This is a genomic window from Sphaerimonospora mesophila, assembly GCF_001417795.1.
Taxonomy (GTDB): domain Bacteria; phylum Actinomycetota; class Actinomycetes; order Streptosporangiales; family Streptosporangiaceae; genus Sphaerimonospora; species Sphaerimonospora mesophila.
Genome location: NZ_BCBX01000053.1, coordinates 24264 through 47366 on the forward strand (window position 1 = coordinate 24264; position 23103 = coordinate 47366).

At 68.0% G+C, this 23103-nt stretch carries 22 protein-coding genes; 9 read left to right on the plus strand and 13 right to left on the minus strand.

The genetic code is table 11. The features are described 5' to 3' along the window. Window positions 1-48: 48 nt before the first annotated feature. Window positions 49-2283, minus strand: a complete 2235-nt coding sequence (locus AP234_RS30655; protein ID WP_055483246.1) for a SpoIIE family protein phosphatase — start codon at window positions 2281-2283, stop codon at window positions 49-51. 144 nt (window positions 2284-2427) lie between these two features. Continuing rightward, window positions 2428-3132 (minus strand): metal-dependent transcriptional regulator, encoded by a 705-nt coding sequence (locus AP234_RS30660; RefSeq protein ID WP_055483247.1) that lies wholly within the window; start codon window positions 3130-3132, stop codon window positions 2428-2430. 77 nt (window positions 3133-3209) lie between these two features. Between AP234_RS30660 and AP234_RS30665 the strand changes: the two genes are divergently transcribed. Further along, window positions 3210-3821 carry a UdgX family uracil-DNA binding protein gene (locus tag AP234_RS30665; protein WP_055483248.1) on the plus strand — a complete coding sequence of 204 codons (612 nt, stop codon included), beginning with the start codon at window positions 3210-3212 and terminating at the stop codon, window positions 3819-3821. A gap of 23 nt (window positions 3822-3844) precedes the next feature. Here AP234_RS30665 and pdxH read toward each other — a convergent pair whose 3' ends face one another. Next, complete coding sequence (gene pdxH / locus AP234_RS30670; protein ID WP_055483249.1) at window positions 3845-4501, minus strand: pyridoxamine 5'-phosphate oxidase; 657 nt, start codon at window positions 4499-4501, stop codon at window positions 3845-3847. A gap of 169 nt (window positions 4502-4670) precedes the next feature. Between pdxH and AP234_RS30675 the strand changes: the two genes are divergently transcribed. After that, window positions 4671-5777 carry a citrate synthase 2 gene (locus AP234_RS30675; protein WP_055483250.1) on the plus strand — a complete coding sequence of 369 codons (1107 nt, stop codon included), beginning with the start codon at window positions 4671-4673 and terminating at the stop codon, window positions 5775-5777. 193 nt (window positions 5778-5970) lie between these two features. Beyond that, window positions 5971-7086: a phosphoserine transaminase gene (gene serC / locus AP234_RS30680; protein WP_055483251.1), complete on the plus strand. Its 1116-nt coding sequence runs from the start codon at window positions 5971-5973 to the stop codon at window positions 7084-7086. A gap of 97 nt (window positions 7087-7183) precedes the next feature. Here the strand turns inward: serC and AP234_RS30685 are convergent, their stop codons facing one another. The 8 genes from AP234_RS30685 to AP234_RS30720 all read right to left on the minus strand — a co-directional run bounded on the left by AP234_RS30685 (window position 7184) and on the right by AP234_RS30720 (window position 14751). Beyond that, entirely contained in the window at window positions 7184-7807 is a 624-nt protein-coding gene (locus tag AP234_RS30685; protein WP_055483252.1) for a rhomboid family intramembrane serine protease, read from the minus strand. Between the two features lie 92 nt (window positions 7808-7899). Beyond that, the gene (locus tag AP234_RS30690) at window positions 7900-8664 is read right to left on the minus strand and encodes a crotonase/enoyl-CoA hydratase family protein (protein WP_055483253.1); all 765 of its coding nucleotides are present in this window, start codon (window positions 8662-8664) and stop codon (window positions 7900-7902) included. A gap of 36 nt (window positions 8665-8700) precedes the next feature. Next, complete coding sequence (locus AP234_RS30695; protein ID WP_055483254.1) at window positions 8701-9480, minus strand: SDR family NAD(P)-dependent oxidoreductase; 780 nt, start codon at window positions 9478-9480, stop codon at window positions 8701-8703. 33 nt (window positions 9481-9513) lie between these two features. Continuing rightward, the gene (locus AP234_RS30700; RefSeq protein WP_055483255.1) at window positions 9514-9861 is read right to left on the minus strand and encodes an anti-sigma factor antagonist; all 348 of its coding nucleotides are present in this window, start codon (window positions 9859-9861) and stop codon (window positions 9514-9516) included. 37 nt (window positions 9862-9898) lie between these two features. After that, entirely contained in the window at window positions 9899-10657 is a 759-nt protein-coding gene (locus AP234_RS30705) for an energy-coupling factor ABC transporter ATP-binding protein (protein WP_055483256.1), read from the minus strand. Continuing rightward, window positions 10654-11418, minus strand: coding sequence for a cobalt ECF transporter T component CbiQ (cbiQ, locus tag AP234_RS30710; protein ID WP_055483257.1), 765 nt, complete (start codon window positions 11416-11418; stop codon window positions 10654-10656). The genes AP234_RS30705 and cbiQ overlap by 4 nt, the downstream gene beginning before the upstream one ends. A gap of 13 nt (window positions 11419-11431) precedes the next feature. Beyond that, a complete protein-coding gene (locus AP234_RS30715) occupies window positions 11432-12466 on the minus strand; it encodes an energy-coupling factor ABC transporter permease (protein ID WP_055483258.1) in 1035 nt (344 codons plus the stop codon). A 371-nt stretch (window positions 12467-12837) separates the two neighbouring features. Next, a complete protein-coding gene (locus AP234_RS30720; protein ID WP_055483259.1) occupies window positions 12838-14751 on the minus strand; it encodes a glycosyltransferase family 2 protein in 1914 nt (637 codons plus the stop codon). Window positions 14752-15556: 805 nt separating this feature from the next. Between AP234_RS30720 and AP234_RS30725 the strand changes: the two genes are divergently transcribed. The 3 genes from AP234_RS30725 (at window position 15557) to AP234_RS36795 (ending at window position 18058) form a co-directional block, all read left to right on the plus strand. Continuing rightward, window positions 15557-15892 (plus strand): hypothetical protein, encoded by a 336-nt coding sequence (locus AP234_RS30725; protein ID WP_055483260.1) that lies wholly within the window; start codon window positions 15557-15559, stop codon window positions 15890-15892. Window positions 15893-16097: 205 nt separating this feature from the next. Next, window positions 16098-16802 carry an ATP-binding cassette domain-containing protein gene (locus AP234_RS35580; RefSeq protein WP_200926790.1) on the plus strand — a complete coding sequence of 235 codons (705 nt, stop codon included), beginning with the start codon at window positions 16098-16100 and terminating at the stop codon, window positions 16800-16802. A gap of 44 nt (window positions 16803-16846) precedes the next feature. Continuing rightward, the gene (locus AP234_RS36795) at window positions 16847-18058 is read left to right on the plus strand and encodes a hypothetical protein (RefSeq protein ID WP_152990707.1); all 1212 of its coding nucleotides are present in this window, start codon (window positions 16847-16849) and stop codon (window positions 18056-18058) included. A 698-nt stretch (window positions 18059-18756) separates the two neighbouring features. Here AP234_RS36795 and AP234_RS30735 read toward each other — a convergent pair. Further along, window positions 18757-19707, minus strand: coding sequence for a hypothetical protein (locus tag AP234_RS30735; RefSeq protein ID WP_160330524.1), 951 nt, complete (start codon window positions 19705-19707; stop codon window positions 18757-18759). Window positions 19708-19838: 131 nt separating this feature from the next. Between AP234_RS30735 and AP234_RS30740 the strand changes: the two genes are divergently transcribed. Continuing rightward, entirely contained in the window at window positions 19839-20426 is a 588-nt protein-coding gene (locus AP234_RS30740) for a GNAT family N-acetyltransferase (RefSeq protein WP_083502593.1), read from the plus strand. Window positions 20427-20430: 4 nt separating this feature from the next. Here AP234_RS30740 and AP234_RS39300 read toward each other — a convergent pair whose 3' ends face one another. Beyond that, entirely contained in the window at window positions 20431-20559 is a 129-nt protein-coding gene (locus tag AP234_RS39300; protein WP_268778093.1) for a hypothetical protein, read from the minus strand. A gap of 475 nt (window positions 20560-21034) precedes the next feature. Here AP234_RS39300 and AP234_RS30745 point away from each other — a divergent pair, with 475 nt between their 5' ends. Both AP234_RS30745 and AP234_RS30750 read left to right on the plus strand, forming a co-directional pair. Next, on the plus strand, window positions 21035-22255 hold the full coding sequence (locus tag AP234_RS30745; protein WP_055483263.1) for a cysteine desulfurase-like protein: 1221 nt from the start codon (window positions 21035-21037) through the stop codon (window positions 22253-22255). A gap of 108 nt (window positions 22256-22363) precedes the next feature. Beyond that, on the plus strand, window positions 22364-22987 hold the full coding sequence (locus tag AP234_RS30750) for a TetR family transcriptional regulator (RefSeq protein ID WP_055483264.1): 624 nt from the start codon (window positions 22364-22366) through the stop codon (window positions 22985-22987). Window positions 22988-23103 lie beyond the last annotated feature (116 nt).

Consider the following 23103-nt stretch of genomic DNA (forward strand, 5'->3'; position numbering starts at 1 on the left):
TTTTCCCCTGTGCGCGCGGGCAACCGGCCCAGCCGTCGGCGGAAACGCTCAGCGACCGCCGACGGGGATCTCGAACCAGACGGCCTTGCCCTCCCTGGTCGGCCGGGAACCCCAGCGCTTGGCGAGCTGGTCGACGAGGTAGAGGCCCCGGCCGCCCTCATCGGTCTCGGCGGCGCTGCGGATGCGGGGCAGACGCAGATCCTGGTCGAACACCTCGACCCAGATCGCGTCCTTGCCGCAGCGCAACCGGAGCGTGAACTCCTTCTCGCCGGCGATGTCCTCCTCGAAACCCGGCACGTCCCATGACTCGTCGAACGGCAGCGGCGGGCCTTCGAGCACCAGCTCACGGCGTGGCACACTGGCACCGGCCGCGTGGAGCACGACGTTGGTCACGACCTCGGAGACCAGCAGGCAGGCGAGGTCGGCCCGTTCCTGGGGTACCTGCCAGCGCTCGAACGCCTCGGACGCCATCCGCCGGGCCTCCCCCACCATGATCGGCTGCGCGGGGAACGTACGCTCCTGTAGCTCCAGTTCGGTGCCGACCGACCTGACCACGAGGATCGCCATGTCGTCGTCGATCTCGCCGGGAACGGCGACGGTGGCCGCGTCCGCGATGCGCTCGACCGGTTCGGCGGAGACCTTGGCGAGCTCGTCGCGGAGCATCCGCAGCGCCTCGTCCTCCTCCGGGTCCTCGGACGAGGGGCCGCCGAAGTCACGGAGGGGGCGGCGGTCGACCAGGCCGTCTGTGTAGAGGAGCAGCGTCGCGCCGGGCGGCAGGGTCAGGGTCTCCTCCTTGTAGACGAGATCGGCGTGCACGCCCTTGGCCCGGACGCCGAGCGGCTGACCCACCTCGGTGATGTCCAGCTCCGTGACCTTGCCGTCGACGATCAGCAGCGGCGGCGCGTGACCGGCGTTGGCGAAGGAGAGCTGCCGCGACCACGCGTCGTACACGAGGTACTGACAGGTGACGATCGGCGGATTGGTGATGTCGGCGCCGAAGTCGTCGCGCTCCGGCGCGGCCACGACCCGGGTCCACTCGTCGAGCCGGGCGAGGATGTCGGCGGGCGGCTTGTCGTCCTGCGCGAAGGCCCGCAACGCGGCCCTGAGCTGGCCCATGACGGCGGCCGCCTTGGCGCCCCGCCCCTCCACGTCTCCGATGACGATGCCGACCCGGCCGGCCGACAGCGGGATCACGTCGTACCAGTCGCCGCCCACCTGGGTCTGAATGCCCTGTCCGTGCGAGGCGAGCGGTGCGGCGGGACAGTAGCGGTGGGCGATCTCCAGCCCGTCGAACGAGGGGAGATCACGCGGCAGCAGATGCTTCTGGAACGATTCGGCGGTGTGCCGCTCCTCCTCGAACAGCAGCGCGTTGTCCACGGCGAGCGCGACCCGGGTGGCGACCGCGCCCAGGAAGTCCCGGTCGAAGGTGTCGTAGTGCGGGGAGCGCCGGTCGGTGAGGTTGGACAGCCCGAGATACATCAGGCCCAGCGTCTCACCGCGTACGCACAGTGGCGCGACGATAGCTGAGGTCATCCCGACCTCGGCGAACAGCCGGGCCGAGCCCTCGCTCGGCATCGGGAAGCTCACCTGCGAGAAGTCCTCGACGAGGATGGTCTCCTGCCGGCGCAGCGCGGTGTCGGCGTAGTGGCCGAGCGGATATCTGATCTCCGAGCCCACCGGCAGCCAGGTGCCCGGCGGCGGCATCCAGCCGTGCACGTGCTTGGACACCTTGCGCACCAGCCGGTCGCCCTGGACCAGCTCGATGAAGCAGTGGTCGGCGAACTGCGGGACCAGCATCTCCGCGACCCGGTTGAGCGTCTCCTCGACGTACAGGGATCCGGCGAGCCGCTCGCCGATGCGCTCGAGCAGGCCGAACCGGTCCTTCTCCCGCTCGTTGCTGCGCATCGCCTCGCGCGCGATGACCACGATGCCGCTGATCGGACCCGACGGGTGCCGCAGCGGTACGGCCTGGGCCCGTACGTAGACCACCGTGCCGTCGTCGCGTACGACGTCGAACGTGCCCTCCCACACCCCGCCGCGCAGCACGTGCCTGGCCAGGTCGATGGCGTGCGGGTGGTCCTTCTCCATGATTCCGAGGGACACCAGGGGCTCGTCGCCGGATGGTGTCCCCGTCCTGCCGAACAGTCGCTCGGCGTACGGATTCCAGTAGAGGACGTTGCTGAAACGGTCGGTGACGACCACCGCCATCTCAGCCTGGTCGAGCACCGATCCGGCGGTCAGATGGTCGGCCGTCTCCTGGGACAGGTCTCCCCAACGTTTCATCCCCCGGCCACCCCCCGGGGACGCGTGTTCGCTATGGCTGCCACATGCGCTCCTGCAGGGGCTCCTGAGGTCATGAGGGGCTGCTGGGTCTGAGAGAGGAGGAGAGACTCCCTATCCGGATTCAACCAGGCACAACTCTTTCCGTCATCGTCTGGTGACGAAGACGTGCGCGGCGACGTCCCGCGGTAGGTCCACGGCAGTGCCGCCCGCTTCACCATCACCCGTCACCCGCACACCGTCGTCGCTAGCCGCGAGCGTCACCTCGCGTCCGGGTTGTATCCCAACTTGCTTGAGTTTAAGCATCACGGCGGGGTCGCTTTGCACTTGTTCGCTGATTCGCCGCACTACAACGGGGATCGGGCCCGGCCCGGCGACGCTCGCCATGGTCGAGATCGTCTCATCCCCGGTCATAGCGGACTGCGCCACGCCCAGCTCCGCCAGACCCGGGATGGGGTTGCCGTGCGGGCAGATCTGAGGGTTGCCAAGAAGATCGACAAGCCGGGTCTCCACCGCCTCGGACATCACATGCTCCCAACGGCACGCCTCGACGTGGACCTCCTCCCACGGCAGGCCGATCACCTGGGTGAGCAGACACTCGGCCAACCGGTGCTTGCGCATCACCCTGATGGCGAGCCTGCGCCCGAGATCGGTCATGGTGAGGTGCCGGTCCCCCTGCACCTTCACAAGACCGTCACGCTCCATCCTCGCAACCGTCTGGCTGACCGTCGGTCCGCTCTGCTGCAGCCGCTCGGCGATCCGGGCGCGCAGCGGCACGATGCCTTCCTCTTCAAGCTCGAAGATCGTGCGAAGGTACATCTCCGTCGTATCGATCAGGCCGTGTGCGGTCAAGGCTCCTCCAGTCCTTGTAAATGAGGCTACGACCTTCTGCGCGTTCCCAGCTGACCATATTGGGGAAGCGTCTCAGGATGGGAAACATCGGTGCGGAGCGATTCCTTCCGGCCGAGCTGAACCTGCCCGCGCTGGCGGACGCCGCACGCCGCTGCCAGGGCTGCGATCTCTACCGGAACGCCACGCAGACCGTCTTCGGGGAGGGCGTCCCCGATGCCCGGTTCATGCTCGTCGGCGAGCAGCCCGGCGACCAGGAGGACCGTCGCGGCGCCCCGTTCGTCGGACCGGCCGGCCGGATGCTCGACAGAGCGCTCGAGGAGGCGGGGATCGACCGGGAAGCGGTCTACCTGACCAACGCCGTCAAGCACTTCAAGTTCGAGCCGCGCGGCGGACGCAGGATCCACCAGAGACCGACGGCGGCCGAGATCGGCGCCTGCCGCCCCTGGCTTGAGGCCGAGATGCTGCTGGTGGACCCGGACGTGACGATCGTGATGGGCGCGACGGCGGCACGCGCGCTGCTCGGACCGTCGTTCCGGGTGACCCGGCACCGTGGCGAGCCCGTGCCCCGCCGCGACGGCGCCTACTATGTGGCCACGATCCATCCGTCGGCGATCCTGCGGGCGCCCGACCGTGACACGGCCTACGCCGGGTTCCTCGCCGACCTGCGGGCCGCCGCCGCGATCACGTGATCTCGGCCCGTGCCGGGAGGTCTCTAAGGAGCCAGGCGTTCCCGCGTCCAGCCGTCGCGCGCGCCGACGCCGCCGGTCAGCCGATAGCGGATGCGGTCGTGCATGCGGTCGGTCTGTCCCTGCCAGAACTCGACCTCGGACGGCACCACGCGGAACCCGCCCCAGAAGTCCGGCACCGGCGGATCCTCCGGCCACCGTCTGGCGAGCTCCCGGTAGCGGGCGTCCAGTGCCTCACGCGACTCCACCACCGCCGACTGGCGGGAGGCCCACGCGCCGATGCGGGAGCCGTACGGGCGAGACCGGAAGTAGGCCGCGCTGTCCTCCCGCGGGAGCCGTACGGCGTGGCCCTCGATCCTGACCTGCCGCCTGATCGGATGCCAGGGGAACAGCAGGCAGGCGAGCGGGTTCTCGCCGAGGTCGCGCCCCTTGCGGGACTCGTAGTTCGTGAAGAAGACGAAACCGCGCTCGTCGAACCCCTTGAGGAGGACGGTGCGGGCGGAGGGGCGCCCCCCGGCCGAGCTGGTCGCGAGGACCATGGCGTTGGGCTCGGGCAGACCGGCGGCGACCGCGTCGGCGAACCACAGCGTGAACTGCGCCACCGGGTCGTCGGCCAGATCCGATTCGAGCAGGGGCTCTCCCTCGTAGCTGTGCCGGAGCCCCGGCAGATGCGCGCTGTCCACGGAACGGTATTGTTGCGCGCTCAGCGCATGCCCGGAGCATCACCCCTACCAGGGAGAACGGCGTTAGGGAGGGGCGGCGGCACGGCAAGGTCACCGTGAGGGTTAAATTGACGCGCCGGTATCTCGACATCAAGGCTCTGGACTTCACAAGAGAGGGAGGCGGCCGAGAATGTCCGACTTCAAACCCGGGCTCGAAGGCGTGGTGGCGTTCGAGACCGAGATCGCGGAACCGGACAAAGAAGGGGGCGCCCTACGTTATCGGGGCGTCGACATCGAAGAGCTCGTGGGCAACGTCCCCTTCGGCAACGTGTGGGGGCTGCTCGTCGACAACGAGTTCCTGCCGGGGCTGCCTCCGGCGGAGCCGTACCCCGTTCCCGTCCATTCCGGCGACATCCGCGTCGACGTACAGAGCGCGCTGGCGATGCTGGCGCCCACCTATGGCTTCCGGCCGCTGCTCGACATCGACGACACCCAGGCACGCGAAGACCTCGCCCGCGCCTCGGTGACCGCCCTGTCCTTCGTGGCGCAGTCGGCGCGCGGTCTCGGCCTGCCGATGGTGCCGCAGAAGCGCGTCGACGAGGCGGAGAGCATCGTCGAACGCTTCATGATCCGCTGGCGGGGTGAGCCCGACCCCAAGCATGTCAAGGCCATCGACGCCTATTGGACCTCCGCGGCGGAGCACGGCATGAACGCCTCGACGTTCACCGCACGTGTGATCGCCTCCACCGGGGCCGACGTGGCCGCCGCCCTGTCCGGTGCGGTCGGCGCGATGTCCGGCCCGCTGCACGGCGGCGCTCCGGCCCGGGTGCTGCACATGATCGAAGGTGTCGAGAAGCTGGGCGACGCGCGCAAGTACGTCCAGGGAGAGCTGGACCGGGGCAACCGCCTCATGGGCTTCGGCCACCGGGTCTACCGGGCCGAGGACCCCCGCGCCCGGGTGCTGCGCCGTACCGCGAAGGAGTTGAGTGCGCCGCGCTACGAGGTCGCGGCGGCGCTGGAGACTGCGGCGCTGGAGGAGCTGCACGCCCGCAAGCCCGACCGGGTGCTCGCGACCAACGTGGAGTACTGGGCGGCGGTCGTCCTCGACTTCGCCGAGGTCCCGTCCCACATGTTCACCTCGATGTTCACCTGCGCCCGCACCGCCGGTTGGGCCGCCCACATCCTGGAGCAGAAGCGCACGGGCAGGCTCGTCCGCCCCAGCGCCAACTACGTGGGCCCGCCGAAGCGCTCGATCGGCGACGTGCCCGGCGCCGCCGAGGTCATCGGCAAGCCCTGACTGACGTCACGACCCCCTGAGGGCCCGCGGCCGCCTACCGCCGCGGGCCCTTTTCACCGTTTCGGCCTCCTTGTTCTCTTACGTCACCGGCCGCACGTGCTTCTACCTGGGCCGCAGCGGTTTCACGGACAATCCGTCTCACCATCCGGACCTGCGGTCTGGACCACCGCCGCGGCTCACTACTCTGGAACCCGTGGCTGACATCGTGATTCCCGCTGACATCAAGCCCGCCGACGGCCGCTTCGGCTGCGGGCCCTCGAAGGTACGTCCCGAGCAGCTCGCGGCTCTCGCCGATGCCGGAGCGAGCGTGATGGGGACGTCCCACCGCCAGAAGCCCGTCAAGAACCTCGTGGGCAGGGTCCGGGCCGGCCTGTCCGAGCTGTTCTCCCTCCCCGAGGGGTACGAGGTCGTGCTGGGCAACGGCGGCACCACGGCGTTCTGGGACATCGCGGCCTTCGGGCTCATCCGGGAGAAGTCGCAGCACCTGCACTTCGGAGAGTTCTCCAGCAAGTTCGCCACCGTGGCCAAGAAGGCCCCCTGGCTGGCCGATCCTTCGGTCATCAAGGCCGACCCCGGCAGCCACCCGGCCGCCGTCGCCGAGGACGGGGTGGACGTCTACGCGCTCACCCACAACGAGACCTCCACCGGCGTCGCCATGCCGATCAAGCGGCCGACCGAGGGCGACGACTCCCTCGTGCTCGTCGACGCCACCAGCGGCGCCGGGGGCCTGCCGGTCTCGGCGTCGGAGTTCGACGTCTACTACTTCGCGCCGCAGAAGAGCTTCGCCTCCGACGGCGGCCTGTGGATCGCGCTGTTCTCGCCGAAGGCCCTGGCCCGGGTGACCGAGATCGCCGAAAGCGGGCGGTACGTCCCCGAGTTCTTCAGCCTGCCGACCGCGATCGACAACTCGGTGAAGGACCAGACCTACAACACCCCGGCGGTCGCCACGCTGTTCCTGCTGGCCGACCAGATCGAGTGGATGAACGCCCAGGGCGGCCTGGCCTGGACGACGGCCCGGACGGCCGACTCGGCCTCCCGGCTGTACACGTGGGCGGAGAAGACCTCCTACACCACGCCGTTCGTGGCCGACCCGGCGCAGCGCTCCAACGTCGTCGGCACGATCGACTTCGTCGACGAGGTGGACGCCGCCGCGGTCGCCAAGGTGCTGCGCGCCAACGGCATCGTGGACACCGAGCCGTACCGCAAACTCGGCCGCAACCAGCTGCGCATCGCCATGTTCCCGGCCATCGACCCGGCCGACATCGAGGCGCTGACCGCCTGCGTCGACTACGTCGTCGACCGGCTCTGAGCCTCCGCAGCACAGGCCGTACGGCACGGCTCCAGGCGTGTCCGTGCCGTACGGCTCGCGCATGCCCGTGCCGTACGGCCTGGCGTGACTCGGCGGCTCACAGAGCCGCCGGGCGGCGGCGCAGCAGCCAGGCGGCGAGGACGCCGCCGACGAGGCCGAACAGGTGCCCCTGCCAGGAGATGCCGGGCTGGGTGGGCAGGACCCCCCACAGGATCGAGTAGTAGAGCACGGCGACGAGCACGCCGAGGACGATGTCGAGAGCCCGGCGGTCGAAGAGGCCGCGGGCCACGACATAGCCGAAATAGCCGAACACCAGGCCGCTCGCGCCCACGGTCAGCGTGTCGGGCGCGTTGACGAACCAGACGCCCAGCCCGCTGACCAGGATGATGACGAGGCTGGCCGCGAGGAACCTGCCGATCCCCCGGATGGCGGCCAGGAAGCCCAGGATGAGCAGCGGCAGCGTGTTGGCCATGAGGTGGTCGAAGCCCGCGTGCAGGAACGGGGCGAGCAGGATGCCCGGCAGGCCGTCCACCTCGTGGGAGACGATGCCGTAGTTGTCCAGCCCCATGCCGCCGAAGTAGTCGACGAACTCGATCAGCCACATGGCGGACACGAGGGCGATCATCAAGACCGCGCTGCCCAGCGCCCCGCTCACGAGGCCGAGGACGCGACCACCCGTCGGCCGGCCCGCCGGGGGAAGCCCCGGCCCGAAATCACTCATGCCTTTACCGTACGCAGTGACGGGCCGGAACGGGTGCGACAATCCCGGCGCGGAAGGCGGGAACCGCGCCGGGATCGTAGGACCGAGGAGAGCTACTCCCCCGACCAGTTGGGGGAGCGCTTCTCGGCGAAGGCCGCGGCGCCCTCCATCGCGTCCTTCGACGCGAAGACCGGGCCGGTGATCTCGTTCTGCCTCGCGAACATCTCCTCCCGCGACCAGTCGGCCGACTCGACGACGATCCGCTTGGTCGCGGCGACGGCCAGCGGCGCGTTCGCCGCGATCTTGCGGGCCAGCTCGAGCGCCCCTGCCAGCGCCTCGCCGACCGGGGTGACGCGGTTGACCAGCCCCAGCTCGTAGAGCCGGGCGGCGGGGTAGTGATCGCCGGTCAGCGCGATCTCCATCGCCACATGGTAGGGAATCCGGCGCGGCAGCCGTATGACCCCGCCCGCGGCGGCGACCAGGCCGCGTTTGGGCTCGGGCAGGCCGAACTTCGCCTCTTGCGAGGCGACGATGACGTCGCAGGAGAGTGCGATCTCGAAACCACCGGCGAGGGCGTATCCCTCGACGGCCGCGACGAGCGGCTTGCGCGGCGGGCTCTCGATGATCCCACCGAACCCGCGCCCCTCGACGACCGGGAAGTCGCCGCCGAGGAAGCCCTTCAGGTCCATACCGGCGCAGAACGTGCCGCCCGCCCCGGTGATGACGATCGCGGTCACATCCTTGCGCTCGTCCAGTTCGTCGAGGGAGGCGGCGATCCCGCGCGCCACCGCGCCGTTGATCGCGTTCCTGGCCCTGGGCCGGTTGATGGTGATGACGGCCACCCCGTCGTCGACCGCTACGAGAACCTCATCGGACATGCACACCTCCGCCGATGGCGTTTGAGTCGGACTGGCTCACTTCGGCTGGAAGCGGATGCCGCCGTCGAAGCGGATGACCTCGCCGTTCATGTAGTCGTTCTCGATCAGCGAGCGGACCAGGTGGGCGAACTCGGAGGCGTGGCCCAGCCGCTTCGGGAACGCCACCGGGGCGATGAGTTTCGCCTTGAATTCATCGGCGTTCTTGTCCCCGATCTTGCCGTAGATCGGGGTGTCGATGATGCCGGGCGCGATGGTCAGCACGCGCACCCCGATGGCTGCGAGGTCGCGTGCGGCCGGCAGCGTCATGCCGATGATGCCGCCCTTCGAGGCCGAGTACGCCACCTGACCGGTCTGGCCCTCGATGCCGGCGACCGAGGCGGTGTTGATGACCACGCCGCGCGCGCCGTCGGCGTCGACCGGTTCGGTCCTGGCCATGGCCGCTGCGCCGACGCGCATGAGGTTGAAGGTGCCGATGAGGTTGACGTCGATCACCTTGCGGTACGACGCGAGGTCGTGCGGCGACCCGTCGCGGTTGACGGTCCGCTGCGCCCAGCCGATGCCCGCGCTGCTGATCACGGCGCGCAGCGGCTTGCCGGTGGCGACCGCCGCCTCCACGGCCGCCTGCACGGATGCCTCGTCGGACACGTCCGTCTGCGCGAACACACCGCCGATCTCGTCGGCGATCGCCTTGCCGCGTTCGGCGTTCAGGTCCGCGATCACCACTGTCGCGCCGACCCGCGCCAGCTCGCGTACCGTGGCCTCGCCGAGGCCGCTCGCACCACCTGAGACGATTGCTGATGCTCCGTTCAGATCCATAGCCGGACCTTAACGTGGCAACCGAATGAAGTTCTACTCAGGGTCGGGCAAAATCGCGGTCTCGACATCCGGATATACCTTTATGCGCCGATCGAGACCGGTAGTGCGCAATATTCGGGCCACGGGTGGCTGCGGCGCCGCGAGGGAGACGATGCCGCCCTCGCTGGTGGCCAGCCGCCACGCCTCGATCAGCACGCTGAGCCCGCTCGAGTCCATGAACGACAGATCCGTGAGGTCGAGGACGAGTGTCGGGCCGTCCTTCTGGATGGCGTCGCGCACCTCGTCCCGCAGGAACGGGGCGGTGAAGAGATCCAGCTCTCCCTCCACCGCCACCACGACGACGGCATCGGGGAGCGAACGGCGCGCGAGCCGCAGCTTCATCGTCCCACCTCCCAACGAGGCCCACTTTACTGGGCGATCACTGCTGAAGAGCGGGGACGGCGAAGCCGTACGGCAGTTCCAGGCGGTGGGCGGCGAGCAGATCGGCGTCGGCGAGCAGCGAACGCGTCGGTCCGTCCGCCGCGATCACGCCGTCGGACAGGATCAGCGAGCGCTCGCACAGTTCCAGCGCGTACGGAAGATCATGCGTGACCATCAGCACCGTCACATCCAGATTTTTCAGGATGTCGGCCAGCTCGCGGCGCGAGGCGGGATCGAGGTTGGACGAGGGCTCGTCGAGCACGAGGATCTCCGGCTCCATCGCCAGCACCGTCGCGACCGCCACCCGTCGCCGCTGTCCGAACGACAGATGGTGCGGCGGCCGGTCGATCACATCCAGCATGCCGACCCTGGTCAGCGCGTCCCGCACCCGCCGGTCGAGCTCGTCGCCCCGCACCCCGAGGTTGGCCGGGCCGAAGGCGACGTCGTCTCGGACCGTCGGCATGAAGAGCTGGTCGTCGGGATCCTGGAAGACCAGGCCGACCCGGCGGCGGATCTCGAGGAGGGTGTCCTTGCGCACCGGCAGCCCGGCCACCTCGACCGTGCCGTGCCCGGCCGTCAGGATGCCGTTGAGGTGCATGACCAGCGTGGTCTTCCCCGCGCCGTTCGGGCCGAGCAGCGCGACCCGCTCTCCGCGCCGGATCGTCAGGTCGACGCCGAACAGCGCCTGCGTGCCGTCGGGGTACGCGTACGCCAACCGGCTGACCCGCAGCGACGGCGGCGCGCCCGTCCCCGTCACGTGAGACTCCAGGAGAGCACGGCCGTCGCCGCGGCGAGACAGGGCAGCACGGCGGCCATCCCCCAGTCTCGTCCCGACGCCGACAGATCCCGCGTTATCGGCATTTCCCCGGTGTAGCCCCGGCTCAGCATGGCGAGATGCACCCGCTCCCCCCGTTCGTACGACCTGATGAACAGCGCACCCGCCGATCTGGCCAGCACCGGGGCCTGGCGGAGGTCCCTGGCCACGAACGCCCGCGACTCCCGGGCGACCCGCATCCGGCGCATCTGGTCGAGGATCACATCCATATAGCGCAGCATGAACGACGCGATCTGCACGAGGAGCGGCGGCAGGCGGAGCCGCTCCGCGCCCAGGAGCATCGCCCGGGGCTCGGTGGTCGCCGCCAGCAGGATCGAGGCGACCACGCCGAGGCTCGCCTTGGCCAGGATGTTCCACGCCGCCCACATACCCGGAACGCTGAGCGACATCCCCAGCACCTCGGTCCGCTCACCCGTGCCGATGATCGGAATCGCCACGGCGAACAGTACGAACGGCACCTCGATGACCATACGACGCAGGATGAGCCCGGCCGGCACCCGCGCCACCGCCGCCACGACCGTCAGCAGCAGCGCGTGGACCGCGAAGGCCCACAGCCGCTCGCGCGGCGTCGCGACCACGGCCACCGCGAACGCCGCCACCGCCACCAGCTTGCACTGCGGCGGCAGCAGGTGCACGGGAGTGTCACCCGGCAGATAGAGCCGGTGGTGGTGCCCGGCGCTCACTGACGTTCCATGATCACACGGCGGCCCTGTGCCGGCGGCGGCGCCGTACGGTGTAGAAGACCGCGCCACCGGCGAGAACGGTGATGCCGACACCGGCCACCCCGGCGAGTCCGACGGAGAGCCGTTCGTCTTCGATGCCCTTGACGCCGTAGTCGGCAAGCGGCGCGTCGCTCAGGCCGTGCTCCTCCTCGTGCGCGTTCAGCCCCTTGTCCGCTGCGACCTTCTCCAGACCGTCGGGGGAACCGGACGCGTAGAAGGACACCACGCCGGCGAGCAGGATCGCGACGAGGCCGCCGCCGATGAGCAGCGGACGGATGCGACCGACCGGAGCCTCTCCCGTGGCCGGAGCCGCTACGAGCGGGGCCTCGATGCCCTCGGCCGTACGCAGCACCAGGCGCTTGGCGAGGCCGCGTGCGCCGTACACCAGATCGGGCCGGACCGCCAGCACGCTGCTCACGGTGAGCGAGGTGATCAGCCCCTCCCCGATCCCGATGAGCACGTGCACGCCGCCCATCGCGGCGGCCACCGACGCGACGTCGATGGGCGCGGTGCCGCCGATCCAGAACAGCAGCGTGAACACGAGCGCCGAGGCCGGCACGGACACCAGCGCGGCCACGAACGACGCGGCCACGATGACGGCACGGCTGCCCGGCGCGCTCCGCGTGATCAGCCGGAAGACGCCCCAGCCGACGATCGCCGTCACCATCGCCATGAGCGTGATGTTGACGCCCAGCGCGGTCAGGCCGCCGTCGGCGAAGAAGAATCCCTGGACGAGCAGCACCACGGACACGCATAAGACCGCGGTGTACGGCCCGACGAGTATCGCCGCCAGCGCCCCGCCGAGCAGGTGCCCGCTGGTCCCGGCCGCCACGGGGAAGTTGAGCATCTGCACCGCGAAGATGAACGCCGCCACCAGACCGGCCATCGGCGCGGTCCGGTCGTCCAGCTCGCGTCGGGCGCCGCGCAGGCAGACGGCCAGCCCGGCCACGGCGACGGCACCGGCGCCGACCGATACGGGCAGATCGAAGAATCCATCGGGCACGTGCACGGCGAACCCCCTCGATGGTGGGTGGCTACCCGCCAACTGTAAGACATCGAATTGTAGTTGCAAATGATTTGCAGCTACTCCCCCTATCCCCCCAACAACCTCCCCGTGATCTTGCAGTTTCTCGCAAGCCACACCTTTGACCTGCACAAACAGAATCCATGATCTTGCAGATACTCGCGGGCCAGTCGCCCGACCTGCGCTTATGGGCACGCTGATCTTGCAGTCGTGAGTGCAAGATCAGGAAGAGCGTTTTCGCCGCTCAGGGGATAAGTCGGCGAGAAACCGCAAGATCCCGGATGTGAAATCCCTGCTCATGGCTCGAAGTGAGAGTATTCGCAAGATCACGGGCAGGGGTCGGTGGGCTCTGACGTTCAGAGGCGGAAGCGGCGAAGCGCCCGCCGGAGCAGCGTGAGCGGGGTGGCCACGCGCACCGCGACGCTGAGACGGCGGTTGACCGCCGTGGCGTACGGCCTGGCCGTCCACTGCGCCGGGCCGTACCACCAGCGCAGCGGCCGCTCCAGCGTCTCCGGCCCACCGACCACCTTCACCGGGAACCTCGCGGGCGGGCCGCCCACGTCGAGCTCCAGATGGGCGTCCCAGATCCCGGGGCGGAGGCGGCCCGTCTCCCCCGCGAACTTCTGCGGCCCGATCGCCCGCACCACCGCTCGGCGTTCCAGGCCCGATGCCCGCTCGCGCCAGATCAGCCGTCGTGCCGCCGCCGCTCCCGGCGCCTTGCCGATGTGCACGCTGCCCTCGATCCGCAGGCGTCTGCCCACCCATCGGGTGCGCGTGAGCCGTACCGAGCCGGGGACCCTGGATACGTGGCCTCCGACGTCGAGACTGAGATGGCCGTGCGCCCGGGTGAGGAACGGCACGACCACGACGCCGTCGGCGAACCGGGGACCGGGAACGCACAGGTCGGCGGTCCGCCTGCGGCCGAGCCTGACCGACCTGCACGCGCCCTCGCACTCCACGGCCGCGTACACGTCCCACACGCCGGTGGGGAGCGAGGACGCCTCGATCACGGCACTGAACAGGTCGGCCACCCGCGTGACCGGGGGCCGCCGCTCCTCGAGCGAGGTACGCTCACGCAGCACGACCCCGGGCCGCCCACCGAGACCGGCGAGCGAGATGTGTCCGGAGACCACCATTCGGCCGCCGTGCCACTCGACGCCGGTCAGGCGGTGCCGCAGGAGTGCCGTCTCCACCCGCGCGAGCCGTACGAGCCGCTCTGGATCGTGCAGCGCCCCGGCCCTGGCACGGTCGGCGCCGTCCAGCCGGTCTCGCACCCCCTCGGTCAGCCAGTCGGCGCAGATGCCGGCGACCTCATGCGCGATCTTCTCGCGCTCGGCCTCGCCGGCCGCCAGGAACGGCGCGCCGAGCTGGGCGAAGACGTCCAGCCGGAAATGACGCAGCAGCAGGTGATCGCGCAGCGGCCCCGGCGGGACATGCCGCGCCATCAGCTCGATCGGCGTACGGACCATGCGCAGCCAGGCGAGCGGTTCCGGGCCCGCCGGCGGCGACTGCCGGCGCACCGGCTCAGGGTCGGGACCGTCCTGATCCGGATCCGAGGCCTGGATGTCGAAGCGGACGGCATGGGGATGCCGGTGATAGCAGTCGTGGTCGGCGACCACCGAGATCACTCGCGCATGGCAGTAGGCGTGCACGGCGAAGACCATGTCCAGGGCGGCGTCCGTGTCGGAATCCACCGCGGAGTCCGCCCCCGCGTCCGCACCGAGGCGGAGTGTCTCGTCGAAGCGGATGTCATGCCGTTCGAGCAGCGTTCGGCGGAACAGCTTGGCGCAGGAGAGATCGTCGTAGACGGCGCCGCCGCGTAAGGACACTCGCTCGACGTTCTCGCGGTAGAGCGCCGCGGGCGGACGGGGAACGGTACGGCCCCGGCCGACGCTCTTCCCGAGCACGATGTCGGAGCCGTTCCGGTCGGCCATGGCGACCATCCGCCGCAGCGCTTCCGTACCGAGCCGGTCCGCCGGATCGAAGAAGAGGACATAGCGCCCGGTCGCCGCCGCGAGCCCCACATTGCGCAGCCGGCCGCGCAGGCCGGCGTGCCGCTGATGGATCACGGTGATCAGGCGGGGATGGTGTGTCGCGTAGAGGTCGAGGAGCCGGGGCGTGCCGTCACGGGAGCCGTCGTCCACGACGATGATCTCTTTGCTGACGCGCTGCACGAGGAGGGACGTCAGGCAGTCGTCGAGGTGCGCGCGGCAGTTGTACGTCGGCACCACGATGCTGACGTCGACCCTTCCATCACGCTCCGTATCCATCGTCCACCATTATGTGACGCGGAGGGGGTGAAGCATCGGCCATCCGCCGCGACCCGCCGGATGGCGCTTTCCTCGGGCCCCTGCCTTGGGCCCTGATAGCCCCGAGTCGCAGGGTTTGGTCTCGGGTCGATCAGAACCCGTCTGCCGCCCGCCGGCGTGTGGCTTGCACGGGCGGCCTCCCGGAGTGTTCCTTTGCCATACAGGGAAACCGCCCCCGCCCCATCGACGGCGGCCAACACGGGTCCCGCGGATTCCAAACCCACCCCAGCCGAGATCCCGCAGGTCATTTGGGCAGGTCTGGCCGTCCGGCTCCGCCGGCGTGACCGAGCACAACAGTTGATCTCGGTCTTACGGTCCGTTGCCAGGCGGCGCCGGATCGATGGTTGCCTTGCGGCATGCCAGCGAGAATGCGCCACAAGCAGACCGGCGCGGCCTGACCGCCAGAGAGCAACGATCTCTATCCGTACGAGGTTCGGCGTCGGATCTGCCGGCCGCTCTGCCCGCCAAGGCTCGGGACACCTCGATGCATGGCCAGATCGTTCATCTCGTATCACTTCGAAACGGGGCCTGTCTGCGAACCTGACAACCGGCAAGGCAGATCGCGACTCCGAGGTCCTGAGCGGCTGAGCCTAGACCAGCGTCAACAGCCATACATTTACTGGCAACTTGACCCTTTTTGTGCGCCTCGCTTGCAATGTCACAGAGTTTTATGATCCGCTTAGGCGCGTCAGAGCTGCGGACGCCAGTCCCGCGAAGAATCAGCGCCCGCAGCGCATCTACGATGCAGTAAGGAGAGTATCACCAAATGAGACCCCTGCTGGGCCTCAAGCGGGCCGGAGTCGGCCTGGCTCTCGGATCCGCACTGGTCGCCGGAGCCGTGGTCGGAATAGCTCCCACCGCAAGCGCCGCCGGTACCTCACCTTCGACGTATGGCTGCTACGCGCAGTGGTGGAACACCGCATTTGCGGGCAAGTGTTCGAAGGCAACCCAAACAATCTGGCCCGTCTACGTCGAGGGTGACTGCGACTGGGAGCTAGACAAGGAAGATGGCCCGTTCACCATCCAGAAGGGTTTCTCCGGTACCTTCGACAGTAACGAGTGCACGTTCAAGGTGAACAGGGCGTGGCTCGAGTTCTGGTAATGAATGCGAGAGCTTGCGGGTGGTTCCGGGCCTGAAGTACTAGCCCTCCGCGTAAGCTCTCAACAGAACGAGAGAGCACGATCTCCTCAGCGGGTGCCCACAGTTGTGGGCACCCGTACTAATGGGTCGTTGACAGGGCTAGGGGGAATACGTGGGACCAGTCGCGATACTTCGGGGTGTCGGGCAGGGATACGGCAGACGTGAAGTGATCCTCGATCTGGATCTAGACGTGCGTCCGGGAGTTCTCGGCCTGCTAGGACCGAACGGTGCCGGCAAAACCACACTGTTGCGAACTTTGGCGACCGTGGTGCCGCCCACCCGCGGCACTGTGTGGATCTGCGGGGTTCCTGTGGAGTCGCAGCGCGATGCGCAGCGAGCACGGCGACATATTGGATATCTCCCGCAACATTTCGGTTTTTATCCAGGCTTCACCGTACACGACTTCGTCCGATATTGCGCATGGCTTCGCGGCCTGCCAGATTCCGCCGCTGATGCCGCAACGCACGAGGCCATCGCCTTCGTCGATCTCTCCGATCGGTCGAGAGCCAAAATGAAGTCTTTGTCGGGTGGGATGATCCGCCGATGCGGGATCGCCTCGGCGATCGTGGGACGGCCGAGGCTTGTGCTGTTGGATGAGCCAACCGTGGGTCTCGATCCAGCTCAGCGATTGGAATTCCGATCCGTAGTGCGCAAGCTCCGTGATTCTGGGACCGGGGTCGTACTCAGCACTCATCTCGTGGAAGATGTGGCAGCAGTCTGCGACGACATTGCGGTGATGGCGAATGGACGTCTGATTTGGCAGGGCGATCCGGATAGCCTTGCCGCCGCCGCCCACCCTACCTCCGACGGCGACACCCCTCTGGAACGTGGCTACATGAGTCTGCTTGCAGGGCTGAGGGTGTCCGCATGAGGCATGTGCTACGGATAGAATTACGTCGCTCTCCGCTGCGTTGGTTGCTACCCCTGCTCATCGCTCTGGACCTTGCCATGCTGTTCGGCAGGAGCACCTGGTGGATCGGTGTCTGGCCGGAGGCCAGCGCGGCGGCCCAACTTCCCGCGTTCTTCTTTGGAATCCTCCTTGGAGGTGGCGCGGCCTGGACCGCTGGACGAGTCCACCGGGCAGGCACCACAGAGCAACTCGCTGCCGCCATGCAGCCGCGGTGGCGGATCGAACTGCCGGTATGGCTAAGCTCGTTGATCTTTGGGCTGATCGCCTACGTTCCCGGCGTGGCGCTCGCCTTCATCGTGAGTGCGCCGGACGCGGGACCGGGTTTCCTCTGGCCGTCCTATCTCCTCCTCGGCGCATGTCTGATAACACTCAGCGTCAGCATCGGGCACCTGGCCGGCAAGCTTTGGCAGTCCAGATTCATCCCGCCCATCGCGGTCGCGGTATGCCTGTTCGGGCAGGTCATGGTTCCTCCCATACGGTTTTACGTTCTTTCAGGACATGTCCAGGCAGAGGTTTCGCCTTCCGCACTCATCACCCGATTCACCCTCACCCTCTTACTGACCGCAATGGCGTTGACACTTCCACCACGGCAGGTTGTCCGCGATGCGGGATGGCGGCTGAATACTGCTCCTATCAGGGGGATCGCGGCGGCCATGCTGTTTTCCGGCCTTGCCACGGTGGTCACGGCGGGGCCTCTACTAGTTGCCCGACCCGCTCCCGCTGATCCCCTGTGCTCTGACGAATCTCCAAGAGTATGCGTATGGCCGGAGAACAGGAAATACCTCGGAACGATCGATGCGATGGTCGCTCGACTGGTCGCTCTTCCGAACGGCATGCTCAAACTCCCGGACACTTTCTACGAACGAGGGCTACGCGACGCGTCCGTTCCCGAAGCAGGATCAGATTTCCAGATCCTCGCCGGCCCTGTGTCAGTGCCCTTCTTCCTGTCATCAGCGGTCACCGCGCGCACAGTGCCCGACTGTGAAGTACCCCAGGACGTCGAGCAGCAATTCAGCCACGAGGTTTTCCGCCTTGACGCATATCTGCAGGTACGAACTTTTGGGAACGCCGCAGCCCTGGGGGAGGGCGGCGGCCCACCGGGGGTCGATATAAAGGAGATCGTGCAGGTTATTCACCTGCCGGAGTCAGGGCAGGCCGATTGGATAAAGGACCGCCTGACGGCAATCCGGCAGATCGGCGCAAACTGTCATGGCTGACTTGTTGGCCAATACCCTGCTCTATTCTCGGGCACATCATCTCCCGCAGATGTTGATCGGCTATGCGGCGGCGACAGCGATCGCCTGCTGGGCGGGTAGTGGCGATATCGTCCTACCCGCCGCCAACAGCCGAGGATGGTCCGAGATGGCGAGCGTGGCCGCGACGACTATTCCCTTCGCCGCCTTCGCAGCAGGTAGCCTTCATAGTTCCATGGGATCACTTGAACAGGCGGCCACCCAGCGATTGGTGAGAGCCGAAGTGGTACATGTAGTGCTATCGCTCTTGCTCGCTGCCACGCTTATCAGCACGGTCACAGTGGTGGCCGGATCTGTCGGCGGTGCCGTCGAGGCGATCCGGAATCTTGCCCTCTACGCCGGACTCGCACTCGTATCTGGCCGTCTCTTCGGCCGGTCACTCTCGTGGATCCTCCCGATCGCCGACTTCGTTATCGTCGACTTCTGGGGGGGTCGACGGGGCTCACCCCCACTGGTGGGCCTGGCAGTTCCAGGTCTACGACAACGGCTGGTCCTGGATCGCGGCGGGTGCCGTACTGGCCGCTGGCCTGGCCGCCCTGACACTCCCACCCCGAATATTCGGACTGACGATCACCAGGTTCAGCTCATCTACGTCGACTGCGTGAGGTGAAGGCGGCTCGCCCTTTCCCTCGTCCGTCCGTCGAAATCCGGAGGCGCGGTGTTCAGTCCCAGGGACGTACGGCCGGTGCGCCGCTGTTGACCTGCCGGGCGTTGCGCAGGCGCGTGTCCATCAGGATCCGCAAGTCGGCGAACAACCGCGGATTCGCATCGATGATTTTCTGCTGGTACGCGGCGTAGATCGCTTGGCGCTTCCCGTAGTAGTTGGTCTCCAGGCGGCACCGATGGTCGTCCACCGCGGTCTGGATCTCCGCCGGAGTCCCCTGCGGAGGGGGATCATGGTCGTTCTTGGCCGTGATGGCCCAGCGCGGATCGCCCACGGCTTCCAGCGGCTGAGAGTAGGCGTAACCGGCGTGGTGCATGCACTCGGCCCAGGCCGCATCGGCAACGTGGAGTCCTGGATCCTTGTGCGCGGACCAGGACACGTCGTCCATGAAGTTCGGGAGGCGCAAGGCGTCCACCCTCCCTGGCGTCCTCCGGCCGTCGAAGCTCGGCGCGCCGGCGTTGAGGATTCCTTCGGCCGCACCGCTGCATCCTCCGACGGGGACCTTCTTGCCGCCCACGTGGGCGGCCTTGCCCTCCAGAACGCGAAACTCCGCGTCCGAAACACTACGGGATTCGTATGGATCGTCCACTCGACCCGGCGGTGTCCCGTAACCGTATCTTTCAACCTGATTGTCGCCGAGCCAGGTGATATAGCCCACATTTCGGGGATAAGGGGTCGAGTCGGCCACCTTGATCCGAAAGTCGTGCCCGAACACCCGCATGCACTCTTCGACAAGCTCGGCATAAGCCCGCGCCACCTCCAGCTGCTGCGCGGGCGTCAGGTCGTGGGCGTCCATCGGGAGGACGAGGTCGGCGGTGGACGTGGGCACCGGCACCGACGACCTGTCCGCCCCTGCGCTACCTCTGCTGAAAACAGTGGCGACACCCGCGGTCACCAGGCCCGCCAGCAGGACGCCTATCGCAACGGCCGGAAAATGTCGGGGCGCCATGAATTTCCTCTTCCTCGCCGATGGACACGCCGTCAGGCAACGATCAGGGCCACTGAGAATATCCGATTGGCTGGATTTCATCTCGACCATAGGATCTCGGCATCGGATTCGCCTGACCGGGGAGAGCTCTCGTGAGTGGTGTCAGCACCCGCGATATGGCCGCCCATGACATCTGGGCGGTGTCCACGCTACGGGTCACCGGCTGGAGAACGGCATATCGCGGGATCGTTCCCGACGATTATCTGGACGGACTCAGCGTCGAGGCCGACGCGGAGCGTCGCAGGAGCGTGTTCCAGAAGGATCCCCGCATCCAGAACGTCGTCGCCGAGGACGATCGGGGTGTGGTGGGCTGGGGAGTCCTGGGCCCCTGCCGTGACGACGACGCCACCGACACCGACGGTGAGGTGTACGCGTTGTACGTGGCAGTGGCGCGGATCGGCACAGGGGTCGGCCGCACGCTCATGGAAGAACTGATAAGGCGGGCGGAAAGGGCCGGGTTCACTGCTCTCACCCTGTGGGTGTTGGCCGAAAACCACCGCGCGAGACGCTTCTACGAGCGCGCCGGGTTCGGCTTCGACGGGTCGCAGGCCGAATGGTCCGTCGACGGAATCTCGATTCCGGAGGTCAGATATGCAAAAGACGTGAGACACAGCGGAAGCTCTCCTGTGCAGGAATCATCGCCGATGAACCCGGCAGCGTCCGACAGCACCCGCCATTAATCGGCTACAAACCGGCGATTGCTTCGTCGGCGCGCAACGGCTCGGTCCTCGCCTCGGGGGTGGTGCGGAGAGTGTCGGCCGCGGTTTCGGCCCTGGCGGCATCGGCCCGGGCGTCGAGCATGTAGGACGCCACGATGTCGTCCAGCAGTTCGCCGGCGGTCCCGTCGGCCAGGGGCTTCTGGGTGCCATGTGTCCGGCACCGCCCCTTCCGTGGAGTTGCCCGTGAGCCGGACCCCGACACTGGGGATCGTGGTCCCGTCGATGGTCAGGTCCGCCTCGACGCACTCCTTCTCCCAGCTCAACTCTTTCTCCCAGCTCAACTCTTTCTCCCAGCTCAACTCTTTCTCCCAGCTCAACTCTTTCTCCCAGCTCAACTCTTTCTCCCAGCTCAACTCTTTCTCCCAGCTCAACTCTTTCTCCCAGCTCAACTCTGCGTATCAAGAGAACGGAAGATCGATCAGGGAGGTTTCGGCCACGCGGCCAGGAGTCTCGGTTGAGACCGACCATCGTGCCGCCAAGGGCGATCACGACTTTCGCCATGTTCCTCCCGATATCGACGGATATCCGCCCCTTCCCTCCGGCCCGATATCTCACGACACTGGTGAGCCATGAGCTTCGACATCGAACGTGTCCGCGCCCTTTATCCCGCTTTGTCCGACGGCTACGCCTGGCTGGACGCCGCCGCGGGCACGCAGGTGCCCCAGCCGGTGATCGACGCCATCGCCGCCGCCTACACCACGGGCATCGGCAACTCGCACGGGGCGTTCCCGGCCAGCGCGCGTTCCGACGCCATCGTGGGCCGGGCCAGGCAGGCCGTCGCCGACCTCGTCGGCGGAGATCCACGCGGCGTCGTCTTCGGCCCCAATATGACCACGCTGACCTATCGGTTCGCGTACGCGCTGGCGAAGGACTGGGGGCCGGACGACGAGATCGTGCTGTCCCGGCTCGACCACGACGCCAACGTACGGCCGTGGGTGCAGGCCGCGACCCGGGCCGGAGCCCGCATCCGCTGGGCTTCCGTCGACGTGCCGAGCGGAGAACTGCCCGCCGAGCAGTACGACGAGCTCGTCACGGAACGCACCAGGCTCGTCGCGGTCACCGCCGCGAGCAACATCCTGGGCACCATGCCCGACGTCACGCGGATCACCGAACGTGCCCACGCGGTGGGAGCGCTGACGTACGTGGACGGCGTGCACGCCACCCCGCACAAGCCGATCGACGTGGCCGCGCTCGGCGCCGACTTCTACGCGACCAGCTCGTACAAGTGGTCGGGCCCGCACATCGGAGCCGTCATCGCCCGGCCCGAGCTGCTGGAACGGCTCCGGCCCGACAAACTGGCCTCCTCCCCGTCGGAGGTGCCCGACCGGTTCGAGACCGGCACCCTGCCCTTCGCCGACCTGGCCGGGGTCGCCGCGGCGGTCGATCACCTCGCCGAGCTGGATCCGGACGCCACCGGGACCCGCAGGGAACGGCTGCTCGCCTCGATGGCGGCGGTCGAGGCGTACGAGCAGGCCGAGCTGGCCCATCTGCTCAAGGGGCTGTCGTCGTTGTCGCACGTCAGACCGATCGGCTCGCCGAGCCGTCGCACGGCCACCGTCTACTTCAACGTGGCCGGACACTCGCCGCAGCGGGTCGCCGAGCACCTCGCGGCCCGCAAGATCAACGTGTGGGACGGACACTGCTACGCCTGGGAGCTCACACAGGCTCTCGGCATCCGCGACGAGGGCTCCGCCGTACGGGCCGGACTCGTCCACTACAACGACCGCTCGGACGTCGACCGGCTCCTCGAGGCGCTGGACGATCTGCCGCGGCAGGGCGGCCGCGGGTAGCGACGGGAACCCGGTTCCGAACTCTCGAGAAGTTTGCGCGTCACGCACCATTGCGTGACGCGTATCTTTGCGTGACCCGCAAAGTTTGCTAGGGTGGTGTCCGTGAGCATGGATGAGCCCGCTGAGCGAATGGGTCTGCGCGAGCGCAAGAAGCAGGAGACCCGCATCGCGCTGAGTTGGGCTGCCATCCGGCTCACCGTGGAACGGGGGTTCGACAACGTCCGGGTGGAGGACATCGCCGCAGAAGCCGGTGTCTCTCCACGCACCTTCAACAACTACTTCTCCAGCAAAGGCGAGGCGATCGTGGCCCGGCACCTCGACCGAGCCCGCCTGATCATGCAGGAGTTGCGCCGTCGCCCGGCCTCCGAGCCCCTGTGGGAGGCCATCACCACCGCCGTGCTGACACGACTCGCGCTGGGGCCGACGCCCGGCCCCGACCTGCCCGACCAGCAGTGGCAGGACGGCGTTCGCGTGATGATGAGCGAACCGTCACTGCAGGGCGATTTCCTCAAGGGCGGCACCATCATCGAGGCCGAGTTGGCCGCGACGATCGCCGAACGCACGGGCACCGACGCCGCCCGCGACCTCTATCCACGCCTGGTGGCGGGCGCGGTCGGAGCCGCGATCAGGGTGGTCACGGAGCAGTGGCTGCACGCCGAGCCGCCGGTGCCGATCACATCGCTGATGGAGGACGCGCTCCGCCGGCTCTCCGCCGGGCTGCCAGAACCCTGACCCCGATCCCCGTACCCGGGTTCCCGTAGTCGGGTTTCCATACCCGGGCTTCCGTACCCAAGCCTGCGTCGTCCGCCGCGACGCCATCACCCCGCCGCGACCGATCACCCGTCCGC

Coding starts and splice junctions, on each gene's coding strand:
- AP234_RS30655 (WP_055483246.1), bottom strand. CDS start 2,283: ATGAAACGTTGGGGAGACCTGTCCCAGGAGACGGCCGACCATCTGACC.
- AP234_RS30665 (WP_055483248.1), top strand. CDS start 3,210: ATGGGAAACATCGGTGCGGAGCGATTCCTTCCGGCCGAGCTGAACCTG.
- AP234_RS30675 (WP_055483250.1), top strand. CDS start 4,671: ATGTCCGACTTCAAACCCGGGCTCGAAGGCGTGGTGGCGTTCGAGACC.
- AP234_RS30685 (WP_055483252.1), bottom strand. CDS start 7,807: ATGAGTGATTTCGGGCCGGGGCTTCCCCCGGCGGGCCGGCCGACGGGT.
- AP234_RS30690 (WP_055483253.1), bottom strand. CDS start 8,664: ATGTCCGATGAGGTTCTCGTAGCGGTCGACGACGGGGTGGCCGTCATC.
- AP234_RS30695 (WP_055483254.1), bottom strand. CDS start 9,480: ATGGATCTGAACGGAGCATCAGCAATCGTCTCAGGTGGTGCGAGCGGC.
- AP234_RS30700 (WP_055483255.1), bottom strand. CDS start 9,861: ATGAAGCTGCGGCTCGCGCGCCGTTCGCTCCCCGATGCCGTCGTCGTG.
- AP234_RS30720 (WP_055483259.1), bottom strand. CDS start 14,751: ATGGATACGGAGCGTGATGGAAGGGTCGACGTCAGCATCGTGGTGCCG.
- AP234_RS30725 (WP_055483260.1), top strand. CDS start 15,557: ATGAGACCCCTGCTGGGCCTCAAGCGGGCCGGAGTCGGCCTGGCTCTC.
- AP234_RS30735 (WP_160330524.1), bottom strand. CDS start 19,707: ATGGCGCCCCGACATTTTCCGGCCGTTGCGATAGGCGTCCTGCTGGCG.
- AP234_RS30745 (WP_055483263.1), top strand. CDS start 21,035: ATGAGCTTCGACATCGAACGTGTCCGCGCCCTTTATCCCGCTTTGTCC.
- AP234_RS30750 (WP_055483264.1), top strand. CDS start 22,364: ATGGATGAGCCCGCTGAGCGAATGGGTCTGCGCGAGCGCAAGAAGCAG.